The organism is Herbaspirillum sp. C9C3 (assembly GCF_013359625.1).
In the GTDB taxonomy this organism is placed as follows: Bacteria; Pseudomonadota; Gammaproteobacteria; order Burkholderiales; family Burkholderiaceae_D; genus Herbaspirillum.
In genome coordinates, this window is sequence record NZ_JABFMQ010000005.1 from 200,904 (window position 1) to 218,165 (window position 17,262).

Sequence of the window (17,262 nt, forward strand, 5' to 3'; positions counted from 1 at the left end):
CTCCGGCATTTCCCGATGGCATGACGGCAACAAGCTGACCATAATTGCCGAAGTTAACTTTTATCAAGTCAATTGAAATTAAACGATTTTTCCCGTCTTTTTGTAATTGAGCTGCAATTCGCCGGTGATAGAATTGTTTTAACAAAATAGTAACAAATTCGATCAGGCTGATCGAACGGATGTGCAGGCCGGTGCTTCACAAGAAAAAGAACAGGAGTTCCCCGGCTTGATGACGGGAATCGCGGCGAGGGCTGCCGATTCTTTCCTGGGATGCGGGTTGGGTAGGGGAGGCCGGTGGGATACCGGCTGATCGTGTTGATGAGAGTTCTTAAAAGCAAGCGTTTCATACTGGGCGTTTCACTTGGCTTGGCCGCGCATCATGCGCTGCTGGCGGCGGACAAGCCGCCGCTGGCCGCCGCCACAGCCATGCAGGCCACACCGTCCACGGCCGACAACAAGCTCGATACGCCGCCCCAGATCCGTCTGGGTGCCGATCCTGCCGGGCCGTCCGCCGCCGATTACCGCCTGCCGGGTTTGCCGGCCGACACCCCGCCGGGCTCGCCGCAGGATGAAATCCTGCTGTTGCTGCGCCAGTCCGATCCGGACTTTGCCGGCAACCGGATCGCCCTGCCGCAGATCAGCATCGTCACCGAAGGCGAGACCGTAGCGGACCTGAGTCTGCGCAGCGTGCTGGACCTTGCCCTCAACAACAGCTACAGCTACGCCGCCACGGCGGCCCAGGCCGACCAGGCGCGCTATGCTTCCAAGGCCACGGCCGGCCAGTTGGGGCCGACTCTGGATGTGCGGGCGCAGAAGGGCAATGAATATTCCTCGCCGTCCTCGGTGATCGATCCCAATACCGGCCTGATCCAGCGCGCCTCCTATCACAAGCGCTGGGACGTGACCGTGATCGGTCGCCAGCCGATCTTCGCACCCGGTTCGTATTACGACTACCGCAAGAGCAGCGCGCTGGCCGACGCCGCCGACCTGCGCCGCGACGATGCCCGCGAGACCCTGTATTACAACGCCATCAAGGCGTATTACGACGTCATGCGCGCCTATGCCACGCTGTCGTTCTCGCGCAGTTATGCGCAACGTATGGCCGCCTTGCTGGACTACATGAACAAGCGCCTCCAGGGCGGCGGCGCCAGCCGCATCGATTTTGAACGGGTGCGCGGGCGCTCGCTCACGGCCCAGTCGGCCGTGGCCGAGGCCGAAGGCGCGCTGGAAAGCGCCATGGTGACGCTGAACCAGATCACCGGCCGCAAGATCGAGCAGATCGAGGTGCCGGACCACATGATGCCGGTCGTGCCCGACACCTCCAAGCTGGCCCTGCAGGATGTCTACGACACCAACCCCGGCGTGCGCGCGGCGCGGCGTGATGTCGATGCCGCCAATCAGGAACTGAAGTCGGCGCGCGCCAGGTTCTCGCCCACGCTGGCGCTGGAATGGACCCAGACCAAGACCCGGGGTGCCGGTGGCGCCATCGACACCACCGACAACAGCCTGCAGCTGACCACCGATCGTCGCCTGATGATGGTGGTGACCATGAACCTGCTCAATGGCGGGTCCGACCTGTATTACAGCAAGCAGGCCGGCGCCAAGTACGTGGAAAAGAGCAATACCGCGCTCGACCTGGAACGCAAATTGCGTGAGCAGATCGAGATCAACTACCGCACCCTGGGCGCGGTGCGAAAGCGCATGGAGATCTCGCGCCAGGCCTATCTCACCAACGCCAACGTGGCCGACGTCTTCCTGGAGCAGCTCTCCACCGGCAGCAAGCAATTGCTGGACGTGCTGGACGCCTACCAGCAGGCCTACCAGGCGCGCATGGACTTTGCCAACCTGTTGTTCCAGCAGGCCGATATCAGCTACCAGATCCTGCGCAACACCGGTCGCGCATCGGCGCTGGAAACTCTGCCCGCGCGGGCAGCCAAATAGGACGGGGGAACCATGGAGGGCGGACGTGAGCAGAATTTCTGGCCAGGCTTCGTGGACGCACTGTCCAACGTGGTGCTGGTGATGATCTTCGTGGTGGTGGTGTTCGTGGTGACGCTGTTTTACTACTCCCAGAAGCTGGCGCAGATGAAGGTCAGCAAGCTGATCTCGCAGGGCCAGGTGCAGGTTGTGGGCCAATCCAAGGCAACCAAGACCGATACCATCGCCACCGCCGACAGCAACAGCACCAACAGTGCCGAGACCCCGGGCGAGCGCGAGAAGGCGCAGGAGATCGAACAGTTGAAGCGCGAAGTGGCCAGCCTCAAAGCCAGGCTGGCGGCGCCGCCGCTGCAATCCGACAATGGCAGCCTGCGCAGCGCCGCCGCGCCGTCCAGCCCCAACGCCATCCAGGTCAAGACCGAACCCAATGACAAGGAAGTTGCACCCGGCCTGCGCATCGATGCCAACGAAAAGGCCGTGACCCTGAACTTCGACGCCGACTCCACCCAGTTGAACGAGGAGGGTAGCCGTGCCCTCGACAAGAGCATCGGCGACTGGGTGCGCCGCGCCAAGTCCAGCCAGGGCAAGATCGTGGTCACGGGCGTCATCGGCAGCGGCGCCTACAGCGAGAGCCGGCGCCGCGCCTACTACCGTACGGTGGCGGTACGCAACTACCTCATCGACGCCGGCGTGGACAAGGCGCGCGTCACCAGTCGCGTGGCTACCGATGAAAACGGCAACGGCAACGATGCTCGTGTGATCGTGCAATACCAGGCCCAGCCAAAATGACGCTCTCGCTCAAGCCCGGCACCGGCCACGGGATCAGTTCCCGCAGCAAGGGCTTCATGCGCCGTGTGGCGCCGCGGCTGGACCGTCGCCTGGGCCAGTTGCAGAGCATGCCGCGACCGCGCCTGGCGGTGCTGGCCTGCGCGCTGTTGCTGGTCTTGCTGGTGATCTGGTCGATGCTGGCCCCCATCGACATGGTGGTGCGGGGCAACGGGCGCATCGTCGCCTCCGAACACAACCAGATCATCCAGCACCTGGAAGGCGGCATCGTCTCGGCCATCCTGGTGCGCGAGGGTGCGGTGGTCAGGAAGGGCCAGACCCTGGTCTCGATTGCTGACGTGCGCGCCAATGCCGACCTCGGCGAAGGCCGCGTGAAGATTCTCGGCCTGCGCGCCAAGATCGCGCGCCTCTCGGCCGAAGCCGCCGGAGCCGCCAGCCTGCAGATGCCGGCCGACCTGGAACACGACGACCCCGCCGTGCAAAGCGAACAGGCCGCCTTCGCTGCGCGCTCGGCCAAGCTCACGCAGGAAATGTCGGTATTGCGCGAACAGTCCGCGCAACGCCAGGCCGAACTGGGTGAAGCCATCAGTCGCCAGAAGAGCCAGACCAGCGAACTGGATCTGGCACAGCGCCAGTACAAGCTGATCCACAACATGCTCGAACGCAATGCCGCCTCGCAGCTGGAAGACATCCAGGCCGCTGCCCGCGTGCAGGATGCGCAGAGCAAGCTCTCCGCCAACGAAGCCATGATCCCGCGCCTGAAGGCCGCCATCGCCGAGTCCCAGGCCAAGATGGGAGAAGCGTCGTCGCGCTTCCGATCGGACGCCCGCACCGAGCTGACCGCTGCCGAAAACGAACTGGCCCGCCTGCAGGAAGAGATCAAGTCGCGCAATGACCGCGTCTCGCGCTCGGAGGTGAAGGCGCCCATGGATGGCGTGGTCAACCGCGTGCTGATCAATACCGTCGGCGGTGTGGTCCGCCCGGGCGACCCCATCATCGAGATGACCCCCAGCGATGACAAGCTGGTGATCGAAGCCCGCATCTCCCCCACCGACCGCGCCGAACTGGTCACCGGTGCCAAGGCGCGCGTGAAGGTATCGGCCTATGACTATGGCGTCTATGGCGCCATGGAAGGCGTGGTCACCGAGATCAGCGCCGACACCGTCCCCGATGACAACAATCCGCGCGGCGAGCGCAGCTACCGCATCAAGATCGCCGTGCAGCGCGGCGACAACGAACTGCAGCGCAAGCTGGCCCTGATGCCCGGCATGACCGCCAGCGCCGACATCATTGTTGGCCGCCGCACGGTGTGGCAATACCTGATGTCGCCGCTGTCGCGCTTCGGCCAGGGTGCCCTGCGGGAGCCGCGATGAACTGCGCCGCCATCCCCGCAGTGACTTATGCTTCGCCGCAAAGCCTCATCCACCAAGGCTTTGCGGCAGTTGACGTTTTCTGCACCAGCCATTTTCCCTGCGTTCTTTTCTCCGGAACCTCGCACGTATGAAAAATCTTCGCCAGTTCTACGCACTTGCCGCCATCCCGACGCTCCTGCTGCTGTTCGGGGCCTTCCTGTTCCGGGCCTTCGTGGGGCATGCGATCCAGATCAATCCCTTCCTCAATCTCTTCATCATCGCCGTGGCGGTGTTCGGGGTGAGCCTGATCTTCTACAACCTCTATCGCGTCAACTGGGAATACGACAAGCTGATGCAGTTCTACGACCGCACCAAGGCCGGCGAATCGATGGACAGCCTGGTCAAGGCGCCCGAGTTCGAGGGCACGGAGATCGGCCAGGTGCTGGTCTCGGTGGCCAGCACCAAGGGTCGCCTGACCTCGCGTATCGAACAGGAAACCATCGAGGGCTCGCTGCATGACTTGCGCGCCCATCTCGATGCCAAGACCGAGTTCCCGCAATTCCTGACCGGTTTCATGATCGCGCTGGGCCTGCTGGGCACCTTCATCGGTCTGCTGGAAACGCTGGTCAGCACGGCGGCGCTCATCGACGGCTTCGGCAAGGCCAGTGCCGGTGGCGACATGGATGCCTCCTTCATGCACCTGGTGGCCGACCTGCAAAAGCCGCTGGCGTCGATGGGGACGGCCTTCTCGGCGTCGATGTTCGGCCTGATCGGTTCGCTGGCCCTGGGCCTGACGTTGACGCCCCTGCGCGCGGCCAGCAAGAAGCTGGTCACCCGGGCCCGCGAATGTATCAGCGACATGGTGCAGCACGTGGTGCATGACATGAGCGGCCCGGCCGCCACCCAGCGCCAGGGCGTCTCCGAAACCTTCCTCGCCGAATTCCTGCAGGACCTCATGGTGTTGCAGCGCGAATCGATCATGGCTGCGCGCAACAGTTCGGAAGCCTCGCTGCAGGCCGGCATCAAGCTGGAAGGTCTGAACGATCGCTTGAACAACATCGTCCAGCTCTTCAACGACAGCATGGAAGAGTCGCGCAGCCTGCGCCAACTGGTGGCCTTCGGTCCGCGCATGCACGAAACCGCGCAGCAGACGCTGGAAGAAATCCGTAACGTCGGCCAGCTGATCAACACCAAGATCACCTCGGCGCGCGATCTTTCCGACAGCCTGTCCTCGCTGGAAGAGCGCCTCTCCGTCAATGGCGATATCGCCAATCGCACCTTCGAAGTGCTGCCGCAGATCGTCACTACCATCCAGACCGGCCAACTGGCGTTGTCCACGGCGCTCAGTTCCTTGCAGGCGCAGCAGGGCGAAATCTCCAGCATGAACGAGAAGAACGCGCAGAATATTGCGCAACTGCCGGCGCTGCTGAACCAGATCTCGGTACGCCTGGCCGACGAGATGGGTGCCATCCAGTACCAGGGCGAACTGCAGGCCACCGTGGCGGCTCGTCTGAACGAACTGGGCAACACCATCGGCGAGAACTCCAGCAACATGGCGCGCGATGCGCTCTCGGCCCGCCAGCTGCAGATCGACCTGGCCAAGCACATGGCGACCCAGAACGACCGCGTCAAGAACCTGGGGGCCATCCCGCAATCGCTGACCTCCATCACCGAAGCGCTGATGCGCCAGAACATCAACTGGCAGACCGTCATCGAAGAAATGCGCAGCGGCCGCCAGACCATGGTCAAGGACCTGCGTCTGGAGCTGCGCGAAGCGATCCGCGAACTCACCGCGACCAATCGCGGCGGCCAGGCCTGATGCCGGCCTGACGACGATCACCGCGCACCATGAACGCCAGCGAACAGGTCCACATCGATCAGCCGCAAGTCCGCACGGACCTGCGCGCCGATCCCACTTACCTGACGCTGCTGCGCGCCTATGGCAGCCGCTTCGTCGAAATCATCGTCGCCGGCATCCTGGTCAATCTGCTGGGCTTGTTGATGCCGCTGTATTCGCGGCTGATCTACGACAAGGTGCTGGGCAATCACATCCCGGAAACGCTCTGGGCGCTGACGCTGGGCATGCTGCTCTTCATCGGGCTGGAGCTGGTGTTGCGCATCATCCGCGTGTATTACACCGAGCAACTGGCCGGTCGCCTGGATGGCGAATTCGACGAAGTCTCGGCACGCCGCCTGCTGACAGCCAAGGTACAGGCCCCGGTGGGCGTGGTGCTGGCGCGCTACCGCGATCTGTCGGCCGCACGCGACCTGCTGTCCTCCAACTACATGCTGCTGCTGGTGGACCTGCCGTTCCTGGCGCTGTATCTGGTGGTGCTGGGCCTGATCGGCGGCCACATGGTGTGGGTGCTGCTGGTGGGCGGTGCCTTGCTGGTGGGGCTGCAACTGCTGCTGAAGGTGCCGGCCAACGATTACGCCCATGCCGCCATGAAGGCCGGCACCGGCAAGGTCGACAAGCTGGCCAGCATCGTCTACGGCATGGAAACGCTCAAGACCACGCCCCTGCAGGACCGCCTCATGCGCGCCTTCCTGGCCGATGCCGGCGCCAATGCCGTGGCCCAGGCCAAGAGCCGTTTCTGGATGAACACCAGCTACGCCATCTCCACCGTCGGCTACACCTTCATCTCGGTGGCCACGCTGGTGGTCGGTGTCTATCTGGTGGAAGACAACCTGCTGACCGTCGGTGCGCTCATCGCCTGTTCGCTGCTGATCAGTCGCGCCACCACGGTGCTGTCCTCGCTGGCCGCGCTGTTGGGGCGCATCGAGATGTTCCGCCGTGCCCGCGCCGAATTCGACCAGCTGTTCGAAGAGCAGGAAGAAACCCCGACCGCCGACGTGCTACGCCAGGAAATGCGCGGCCTGATCCAGGTCGGCAATCTGCTGCTGCACCTGGACCAGAAGGATAATGCGACCCTGAAGAATATTTCGCTGACCATCCAGCCTGGCGAGAAGGTCGGCCTGGTAGGACGTTCCGGCTCCGGCAAGTCCACGCTGCTGCGGGCGCTGGCCGGATTGCACAAGCCCGACGAAGGCCACGTCCTCATCGATGGCGTGGCCGTGACGGCCTATGCCCCCGAAGTGCGCATGCGCTGCATCGGCTTCAAGCCGCAGGAACCCTTCCTCTTCGATGGCACGGTGGCGGCCAACATTTTTGTGGGCGACCGCGTGCCGGGCCAGGTTTATGAAGCGGCGCTGGCGGTATCGTCACTGGATGACCTGATCGCGCGCGGCGAGCTGCGCCTGGATCAGGCCATCAAGGCGCCCGGCAATCTCTCCGGCGGCCAGCGTCAGATGGTGGCATTGGCCCGCGTGATCGCCTGCACCCCGCGCATCCTGCTGCTGGACGAACCGACGACCGGCGTGGACCAGCAGACCGAGGCCCGCATCATCGAGCGGCTGGCGGCCTATGCAGGCCCGCGCACGCTGGTGGTGGCCACCCATAGCCCGGCGCTGTTGCGCCACGTGGACCGCATCATCGTCATCGAGGGCGGGCGCATCGTGGCAGACGGACCGCGCGACCAGATTTTGCAGTGACTCTGCCAGGCAGGATCACACCGAACCAGATTCGAAACTCGAACGATCTTCGATAGCGAGGAAACATGGCAACCGCAAGCTCATCACAAGCGAACTCCGCGGACAAGGTGGCAGGCCCCGTCAAGGTGGTCATGCCCGACCAGGCCGGCAGCTTCCAGGTCAGTGCCACCCGCGCGGCCGTGCAGCACGTGCAGGTGGTCGACGTGGACATGGTGCTGCACATGGCCGACGGCACCAAGGTGGTGCTGGCCGGCGGCGCCATGGAGGCGATGGACGACAAGTCCAAGGTCAAGTTCACCGACACCAGCGCCGATACCGGCAAGCTGCTCGATACCGTGGGCAAGATCGCGCTCAAGCCCAACGATCAGTCGCGCGTGCTCAATTCCGATCCCGTGAGCTCGGCGCCCAACGTGGCCCCGGCCCAGACGGTGACGGTGGATCGCAACTCGGCCAGCATCGGCGGCGAGGGCGCCACCCAGTTCGCCCAGATCATCAGTGACAATGCGGCGTCCCTGACCAGCAGCAGCGCCAGCTCCAAGTCGGCCACCTCGGCAGGTCCTGTCGTCGGCGGCGATACCACCCACACCACCGTGGGGGCCACGGCAGCGGCGGCGCAGGATCTGGTGTCCAACACTCCCCCGGTGTTTTCGCCCCAGATCAATCCCAATTCCAACGACGCCCCCGTCAAGCCGAGCGATCTGCAGCTGCCGCCGGAACGCCCCGGCAGCCAGCCCTCCACCATCGTGGTCGATCCTTCGCAGCCATCGATGGCGATCAAGTTGGTCAACCTCGCCACGACCACGCAGAGCGGCGATGTTCTCCGGGGGAGCGGTGGCGTGGCCGCTTCGGCTAGCGATGCCGGGCTGCCGCTGCAGTTCAGTACCCAGGTCATCAATGCCCCCGACAGCGTGCATACGATCTACGCGGCGGGCAACAATGCCGGCACCTTCATCAAGGTGTTCGACGTCACCATCACCGGCAGTGGCACGGTGGTGTCGGTGACGGTCTCGGGAGTACCGGCGGGCATGTCCATCGTCAACGGTACCGACCTCGGTGGCGGACGTTTCCAGGTGTCGGTGGCGGCCGGTCAAACCGACTTCCCATTACAGTTCCAGTACAGTACGGTGGAAGCCAATTCAGCCTCACCGGTACACCAGGCTTTCGATCTGAGCTTCACCACCGTGGTGGCTACCTCCAATGGCCAGCTCACCCTGAACGACACTCGCCACGTGGCCATCAAGGATGCCAGTGCCTATGGTGACCTGAGCTATCTCGACCCGGCCACCGGCGACCCGGTGCTGGTGCTGCCGGCCCAGGGCCTGCCGCACGAGATCCATGCCGGCAACGGTGGCGTGACCGTCTATGGCAGCAACGCCAATGACTTGCTCTATGGCGGCACCGGCAACGACGTCCTGATCGGCGGCAGCGGCAATACCTTCTTCGAAGGGGGCGCCGGCGCCGACCAGATCGTGGGCGGCCTCAACAGCACCGGCACCAACGTGAACACGGCCAGCTATGCGGGGTCCTCCGCCGGCGTGACAGTCAACCTGGTCACCGGGGCGGGCACGGGCGGGGATGCCCAGGGCGACCAGCTGAGCAATATCCAGAACCTGCGCGGCAGTGCCTTCGACGATACCTTCGTGGTCAATGCAGCGGTCAACCGACTCGACGGTGGCAGCGGCGGGTCCGATACAGTGTCGTACGCTTCATCGAACAGTGCCGTGACAGTCAACCTGGTCACCGGCACCGGGTCGGGCGGATACGCGCAGGGCGACACCTATACACATATCCAGAACGCCATCGGCAGCGACTACAACGACATCTTCATCGCCAGTGGCGACGCCAACCGCTTCGATGGCGGGCTGGGTTCCAATACGGTGTCCTATGTCAACTCCAATGCCGGGGTGAACGTCAACCTGCAAAGCGGGGTGGGCAGCGGCGGGGCGGCGGCGGGCGATAGCTACGTGCGCATCCAGAACGTCATCGGTACCGCCTACAACGATACCTTCGTGGGCAGCGCCGACGCCAACAGTTTCGATGGCGGCAGCGGCGGCAGCGATACGGTCAGCTATGCCGGGTCGACGACGGGAGTATCGATCAACTTCGTCTCCGGACGCGGTACCGGCGGCTATGCCGAGGGCGACAGCTACAACCACATCCAGAATGCCATCGGCTCGGCCTTTGACGACGTCTTCATCGCCGGGGTGGACAGCGTGCACTTCGATGGCGGCAGCGGCGGGTCCGATACGGTGAACTACGGGGCATCGACCGGCGCGGTCACGGTGAACATGATCACCCTGAGCGGCAGCGGCGGCTATGCGCAGAACAATACCTATACCAACATCCAGAACATCGTCGGCAGTTCATATTCCGATACCTTCATCGCCAGTGCTGCCGCCAACAACTTCAACGGTGGGCTGGGCGGTTCGGATACGGTCAGCTATGCCAATTCCAATGCCGCCGTCACGGTCGACCTGACGCACTCGGATGGCACCGGTACCTCTGGCGGTTATGCCCAGGGTGACGTGCTGGCGCACATCCAGAACCTGGTCGGCAGCAGCTTCAACGATACCTTCATCGCCAGCGCCGACGTCAACAACTTCGACGGCGGCGCTGGCTCCAATACGGTCAGCTACATCTACTCGACAGGTGGCGTGACGGTCGATCTCACCAATGCCATCGGCACCGGTACCGGCGGCTACTATGCGGCGGGCGACTCCTTCAGCAACATCCAGAACCTGATCGGCAGTGCCTACGACGATACCTTCGTAGCCAGCGCCGATGCCAATACCTTCGATGGCGCCGGTTCCAATCACAACCGCGTCAGCTATGCCGCCTCCACCACGGCGGTCACGGTGGACCTGAACTACACCGACGGCACCGGCACCTCAGGCGGCTACGCCCAGGGCGACAAGCTCTCCAATATCCAGGACCTCACCGGCGGTGTTGGCAATGACAGCTTCGTGGCCAGTGCCGCGGCCAACAACTTCGACGGCGGAGCCGGATCCAACCGGGTCAGCTATGCCGCATCGAACGCCGGCGTCACGGTGGATCTGGTGCTGGGCAGCGGCAGTGGCGGCTATGCCGACAACGATACCTACGTCAACATCCAGAACGTCACCGGCAGCGCCTCCGACGACACCTTCATCGCCAGCCTGGCTGCCAATGATTTCGTCGGCGGGGCCGGCACCAATACGGTGAGCTATGCCAAGGCCAGCGACGGCAACGGCGTCACCGTCGACCTGTTCCATGGAACCGGCAGCAACGGCTTCGCCGGGGGCGACACCTACAGCGGCATCCAGAACGTGATCGGTTCGGCCTACGACGATACCTTCATCGCCGACAGCAACAGCAATGTCCTTGCCGGCGGGCTGGGTTCCAATACGGTCAGCTATGCCTTCTCGACGGCGGCAGTCACCGTCAACCTGGTGACCGGCAGCGGCAGTGGCGGCTTTGCCGCGGGCGATACCTACACCGGCATCCAGAACGTGGTCGGCTCCTCGCTCGACGACGTCATCATCGCCAGCAGCGAGGCCAACAGCATCGATGGCGGCACCAGCACGGCCAGTTCGCACAATCGCGTCAGCTATGCCGGTTCCGACGCCGCCGTCACGGTGGACCTGAGCTTCACCAATGGTAGCGGCACCTCCGGCGGCTATGCGGCGGGCGACAAGCTGGTGAATGTGCAGGACCTCACCGGCAGCATCTACGATGACACCTTCGTGGCCAGTCTGGCGGCCAACAATTTCGACGGCGGTAGCGGGTCGCTGCACAACCGGGTCAGCTATGCGCACTCGACCACCAGCGAGACCATCAACCTCTTCACCAGCAGCGGCAGCGGCACCTACGCTGCGGGCGATACCTACACCAACATCCAGGACGTGACCGGTGGTTCGGGCGACGACCTCATCATCGCCAACGCCGCCGCCAACTTCATCGATGGCGGCAGCAGCACGGCCAGCTCGCACAATCGCGTGAGCTACGTCAACTCGAGCGTGGCCGAGACGGTGGACCTGTTCAATGGCGTGGGCACAGGCGGTACCGGCAGCCTGGCCAATGGCGATACCTACGTCAACATCCAGGACGCCACCGGTGGCAGCGCCGATGACACCTTCATCGCCAGTGCTGCGGCCAATCATTTCGACGGCAGCGGCGGCACGCACAACCAGGTCAGCTACGCCAACTCCAGTGTCGACGAGACGATCGACCTGCTCGCCGGCCAGGGCAGCGGCGGCACCGGCAGCCTGGCAGCAGGCGACACCTACACCAACATCCAGGATGCCACCGGTGGCAGCGGCAACGACACCTTCTATGGCAACACGGTGGCCAACCGCTTCGATGGTGGCGGCGGCAGTCACAACCGGGTCAACTACGCCAGCTCCACCGTGGCCGAGACCGTGAACCTGTTCGCCGGTACCGGGTCGGGTGGCACGGGCAGTCTGGCCAATGGCGACACTTACACGAACATCCAGGATGTGACCGGTGGTACGGCCGATGACGTCTTCATCGCCAGCGCGGCTGCCAACGCCTTAGACGGTGGCAGCGGCTCGCTGCACAACCGTGTGAGTTACACCAATTCCGCCGTGGATGAAACCGTCAACCTGGTCACCGGCCAGGGCACGGGTGGCACCGGCAGTCTGGCCAACGGCGACACCTACATCAACATCCAGGACGTCACCGGCGGGGGCGGCAATGACACCTTCTACGGCAACACGGCGGCCAACAACTTCGATGGTGGTGGGGGCAGCCATAACCGGGTCAACTACAGCAGCTCCACGGTCTCCGAAACGATCGACCTGTTCACCGGCAATGGCAGTGGCAGTACCGGCAGTCTGGCCAATGGCGATACTTACACCAACATCCAGGACGCTACCGGCGGTGTGGCCGATGATCTCTTCGTAGCCAGCGCGGCGGCCAACAACTTCGATGGCGGCACCAGTACGGCCAGTTCGCACAACCGTGTCAGCTATGCCAACTCCACGGCCAATGAGACCATCAACCTTGTCACCGGACTGGGCAGCGGCACGCTGGCAGCCGGCGACACCTACACCAACATCCAGGATGCCACCGGCGGCAGCGGCAATGACACTTTCTACGGCAACAGCGCCGCCAACAGTTTCGATGGCGGTGGCGGTACGCACAACCGGGTCAATTATTCCAACTCCACGGTCGATGAAACCGTCAACCTGATCGCAGGCACCGGCAGCGGCGGTACGAACAGCCTGGCCAATGGCGATACCTACACCAACATCCAGGACGTGACCGGTGGCAGCGGTAATGACACCTTCTACGGCACCAGTGCCGCCAACTTCTTCGATGGCGGTGGCGGCAGTCACAACCGCGTCAACTACAGCAGTTCCACCGTGGCCGAAACGGTCAACCTGTTCAACGGCACCGGCAGCGGTGGCGCGAACAGCCTGGCCAATGGCGATACCTATACCAACATCCAGGACGTCACAGGCGGCTCGGCCGATGATGTCTTCATCGCCAACAGCGCGGCCAACTTCTTCGACGGCCGCACCAGTACGGCCAGTTCGCACAACCTGGTCAGCTACGCCAATTCCAGTGCCGACGAAACCGTCAACCTGGTCACCGGCACCGGCAGTGGTGGCACGGGCAGCCTGGCCAATGGCGATACCTACATCAACATTCAGGACGTCACCGGTGGCGGCGGCAACGACACTTTCTACGGTAACAGCGCGGCCAACAAATTCGATGGCGGTGGTGGCAGCCACAACCGCGTCAACTACAGTACCTCGAGCGTCTCGGAGACCATCGACCTGTTCAACGGCAGCGGCAGCGGCGGCACGGGCAGCCTGTCCAACGGTGATACCTACACCAACATCCAGGACGCCACCGGCGGTACCGCCGATGACGTCTTCATCGCCAGCGCAGCGGCCAACGCTCTCGATGGCGGCACCGGTTCGCTGCACAACCGCGTGAGCTACGTCAATTCCAGCGCCGATGAAACCATCAACCTGCTCACCGGCAGTGGCAGCGGCGGCACGGGCAGCCTGGCCAATGGCGATACTTACGCCAACATCCAGGATGCCACCGGCGGCAGCGGCAATGACACCATCGTGGCCAGCCTGGCGGTGAACTTCATGGATGGCGGTGCCGGGTCCAATACCGTCAGCTATGCCGGCTCGGCCAGCAGCAACAGTTCCACCGGCGTGACGGTGAATCTCTCAACCGGTGTCGGCAGCGGCAACTACGCCCAGGGCGATACCTACGCCAACATCCAGAACGTGATCGGCAGCGACTGGGCCGATACCCTGACCGGCTTCGCCACGGCGGGTGTGAGCTCGGTGCTGACCGGCGGCAAGGGCGCTGACAGCCTCACTGCCGTGCTCGCCAACCGTGCCGATACCTATGCGTCCTATGCCGGCTCGTCAGCGGGCGTGAGCATCAACCTGCAGGCCGGCACCGGCAGCGGCGGCGATGCCCAGGGCGATACGCTGTTCAACATCGACAACCTCATCGGCAGCAGCCAGAACGACACCTTCTTCGCCAGTGCCAATGCCAACAAGCTCAGTGGTGGCGCGGGGGGCTCCGATACGGTCAACTACTCGCTCTCCACCAGCGGTGACGGTACTACCGGCGTGACCGTGGACCTGTCCACGGGCACCGGCAGCGGCAACTATGCGCAGGGCGACACCTATGTCAGCATCGAAAACGCCGTCGGCAGTATCTTCAACGACACCCTGACCGGCTTCGCCACGGCGGGTACGCAGTCGGTGCTGGAGGGCGGTGCAGGTGCGGACACCATCACCGCAGTCAACGGCAATCGTGCGTCGACCTATGCCTCGTATGCCGGTTCCGGCTCGGCCGTGACCATCGACCTCAAGAACGGATCCGGCACGGGAGGAGATGCCCAGGGCGATATCCTGGTCAACATCGACAACGTCATCGGCAGCGCCTTCAACGACCTCTTCAAGGCCAGTACCCAAGCCAACAAATTCGACGGCGGCAGCAATGGCGTGGACACCGTCAGCTACGAATACGATACCGGCGGCGTGACCGTGGACCTGACCAACACCCTGGCGGCCACCGGCACCTACGCGGCGGGTGACACCTTCACCAACATCGACAACCTCACCGGCGGCGCGGGCAACGATACTTTCTATGCCAGCGGCGTCGCCAATTTCTTCGATGGCGGGGCAGGCAACAACACCGTCAACTATGCACGCTCGGGCAGCTCGGCGGTGGTGGTGGATCTGTTCCATGGCACCGGCAGTGGCGGTTATGCAGCCGGGGATACCTACGCCAACATCCAGAACGCTACCGGCAGTGCCGGCAGCGATACCTTCTATGCCAGCAGTGCGGCCAACATCTTCAACGGCGGGGCAGGGGGGAGCGATACGGTCAGCTACCTGTATTCGACCGGCAGTACGATCTCCGCCAGCCTGGTGTCGGGCGGTAGCGGCGGCGATGCCAGCGGCGACAGCTACATCGGCATTGCCAACCTGGAAGGGAGTGCCAACGTCGATAGCACCCTGACCGGCAACAGTGCGGCCAACGTGCTCTCTGCGCGTGGCACCACCACCACCAACGTACTCGATGGCGGCGGCGCCAGTTCGGGCACCGACATCTTCAACGTGGTCGATGGCGGCAGCAATTCGGTCACGGTGGGCAGCGGCAGCAACCTGATCAACGTCAGTGCCGGCTCGCACAGTTCGGCGGGGGCGCAGAGCGACATGGTCAACCAGACCACCGGCAGCGCCAACATCCACAGCATCAGCGGTGGCGCCGGCGTGACCACGCTGCATTTCGCCGATCTGGGTTCGACGCTCAATCTGAGCAACTTCTCCAGCAAGGTCACCGGCATCACCACGCTGGACGTGAGTGCCGGCAGCGGTACCAACGTCATCATCACGGCCGATGACGTGCGTCAGATGGGCATGGACGGCAGCGGCATCTCCAAGGTGCTGACCGTCAAGATGAGTTCCTCGGAGAGCTTGCAGATCATGGCCAATGGTTCTGACCACTACGTCTACTTCCCCGGTTCGACCGACTATGCCTTCTACAACGCCAGCAATCAGGAAATTGCCCGCATCCATCTGGTGACGGCCTGATGGAACGATGAGCCGGGGCCGGCCTGCCGTGCGGGAAGAGGGCGATGGTCAGCGGTCCATCGCCTTTTCCAGGAAGCGCCAGATGCCGGGGTCCGACATCCCGGCGACGTTGATGCGCATGCGGGTGGAGGGCAGTTGCGAGGGCGAGAACAGGCTGCCCGGCGCCAGCAGGAATCCCTGTTCCATCGCCTCTTCGGTCAGCACGTTGGTATCGCGCCCGGTATCGACCCACAGGAACATGCCGCAGGGCGGCGGATCCTCCACCTCCATGCCCATCCTCTCCAGCTGGCGCATCACCTTGTCGCGCGCACCGTTCAGACGCGCCCGCAGCCGTTCCGCATGCTTGCGGTAATGCCCTTCGGAAAGCACCCGGTAGGCCACCCGTTCACCGATCTCGCCGGTGGTGAGTGTGGAGAGCAGCTTGCGGTCGGCCAGGCTGCGCGCCAGTTCGGCCGAGGTGGCGATGAAGCCCACGCGCAGGTTGGCCGAGAGGGTCTTGGAAAACCCGCCGAGATAGATCACCCGCTGCAACTGGTCCAGCGCCGCAATGCGCGTGGCGGCCTGCACGGCCGAGCCGGGGTGCATGTCGCAATAGATGTCGTCCTCGACGATGATGAAGTCATGCTCCTCGGCGATACGCAGCACCTGGAACGCCTTGGCAGCTGAGAGCGAGGTCGAGGTCGGGTTGTGCAGCACCGAGTTGATCACGTACAGCTTGGGTTTGTGGATGGCCGCCAGCTCGCGCAGCTGGGCGATGTCCGGGCCATCGGCCAGGCGCGGGATGCCGACGATCCTGGCCCCCAGCGCGGCAAAGGAACCGAACATCAGGAACCAGGCCGGATCATCCACGAAGATCACATCGCCCGGCCGCAGGAAGTGGCGCGCCACCGTATCGATGGCCTGGGTCACGCCGGTGGTCAGCACGAACTGCTCGGGCGCGGCCGCGATTTCCAGCTCGGCCAGCTTCAATTGCAATTGCTGGCGCAGCGGCAGGAAACCCAGCGGTGTGCCGTAGCCCAGCAGCAGGGAAGGATTGTCACGGCTGATGGCGCGCAGGGCATTGGCGATCAGTTCGCCATCGAGCCAGTCCGGCGGCAGCAGGCCGCCCCCGGGCATCTTGTGCGGCGGCATCTGGCGGAACATGTTGCGGACCAGCCAGACCACATCCAGCCCGCGTTCGGCCTCGGCCACCGCCTCAGCCTGCGCGGCCAGGTTGCCGTAGCCGTTGGCGACGGCAACCCGTTCCTTGACGAAGAATCCCGAGCCCCGGCGTGACTCCAGATAGCCCTGGGCCACCAGCCGGTCAAAGGCTTCCACCACGGTAAAGCGCGAGATCTCGTGGGCATCGGCAAACTGCCGGATCGAGGGCATGCGCGCGCCGCCACGCAGCAGCTTGTCATCGATGCGGGCGCGTACGCCGCGCACGATCTGGTCCACCAGCGACTCGCCACTCTCGCGAATGAGCAGCGGCCAGCCGGGCAGGGCGCTGTCACTGGCCAGTGTCTTGGAGGGAATACTGCGCAGATGCTTGACTGTATTGGTCATTTTACCGTGACAAT

7 protein-coding genes are annotated in these 17,262 nt (G+C 63.9%); 6 read left to right on the forward strand and 1 reads right to left on the reverse strand.

All coding sequences use genetic code 11. The features are described 5' to 3' along the window. Positions 1-318: 318 nt before the first annotated feature. The 6 genes from HNO82_RS07535 (at position 319) to HNO82_RS07560 (ending at position 15,703) form a co-directional block, all read left to right on the forward strand. Positions 319-1,941 (forward strand): TolC family protein, encoded by a 1,623-nt coding sequence (locus HNO82_RS07535; protein ID WP_217509837.1) that lies wholly within the window; start codon positions 319-321, stop codon positions 1,939-1,941. Positions 1,942-1,953: 12 nt separating this feature from the next. Further along, positions 1,954-2,727, forward strand: a complete 774-nt coding sequence (locus HNO82_RS07540; RefSeq protein WP_175343253.1) for an OmpA family protein — start codon at positions 1,954-1,956, stop codon at positions 2,725-2,727. After that, the gene (locus tag HNO82_RS07545; protein WP_008327703.1) at positions 2,724-4,097 is read left to right on the forward strand and encodes an HlyD family type I secretion periplasmic adaptor subunit; all 1,374 of its coding nucleotides are present in this window, start codon (positions 2,724-2,726) and stop codon (positions 4,095-4,097) included. Before HNO82_RS07540 ends, HNO82_RS07545 begins: the two co-directional genes overlap by 4 nt. A gap of 127 nt (positions 4,098-4,224) precedes the next feature. Further along, entirely contained in the window at positions 4,225-5,895 is a 1,671-nt protein-coding gene (locus HNO82_RS07550; protein ID WP_175343254.1) for a biopolymer transporter ExbB, read from the forward strand. 29 nt (positions 5,896-5,924) lie between these two features. Further along, on the forward strand, positions 5,925-7,628 hold the full coding sequence (locus tag HNO82_RS07555; RefSeq protein ID WP_175343255.1) for a peptidase domain-containing ABC transporter: 1,704 nt from the start codon (positions 5,925-5,927) through the stop codon (positions 7,626-7,628). A gap of 131 nt (positions 7,629-7,759) precedes the next feature. Beyond that, complete coding sequence (locus HNO82_RS07560) at positions 7,760-15,703, forward strand: calcium-binding protein (RefSeq protein ID WP_175343290.1); 7,944 nt, start codon at positions 7,760-7,762, stop codon at positions 15,701-15,703. A gap of 48 nt (positions 15,704-15,751) precedes the next feature. Here the strand turns inward: HNO82_RS07560 and HNO82_RS07565 are convergent, their stop codons facing one another. Continuing rightward, a complete protein-coding gene (locus tag HNO82_RS07565; RefSeq protein WP_175343256.1) occupies positions 15,752-17,248 on the reverse strand; it encodes an aminotransferase-like domain-containing protein in 1,497 nt (498 codons plus the stop codon). Between the last annotated feature and the right edge of the window lie 14 nt (positions 17,249-17,262).

What these genes read in the sequence shown, in the direction of transcription:
- HNO82_RS07550 (WP_175343254.1), top strand. Translation starts at nt 4,225, where the DNA reads ATGAAAAATCTTCGCCAGTTCTACGCACTTGCCGCCATCCCGACGCTC.
- HNO82_RS07540 (WP_175343253.1), top strand. Translation starts at nt 1,954, where the DNA reads ATGGAGGGCGGACGTGAGCAGAATTTCTGGCCAGGCTTCGTGGACGCA.
- HNO82_RS07560 (WP_175343290.1), top strand. Translation starts at nt 7,760, where the DNA reads ATGCCCGACCAGGCCGGCAGCTTCCAGGTCAGTGCCACCCGCGCGGCC.
- HNO82_RS07565 (WP_175343256.1), bottom strand. Translation starts at nt 17,248, where the DNA reads ATGACCAATACAGTCAAGCATCTGCGCAGTATTCCCTCCAAGACACTG.
- HNO82_RS07545 (WP_008327703.1), top strand. Translation starts at nt 2,724, where the DNA reads ATGACGCTCTCGCTCAAGCCCGGCACCGGCCACGGGATCAGTTCCCGC.
- HNO82_RS07535 (WP_217509837.1), top strand. Translation starts at nt 319, where the DNA reads ATGAGAGTTCTTAAAAGCAAGCGTTTCATACTGGGCGTTTCACTTGGC.
- HNO82_RS07555 (WP_175343255.1), top strand. Translation starts at nt 5,925, where the DNA reads ATGAACGCCAGCGAACAGGTCCACATCGATCAGCCGCAAGTCCGCACG.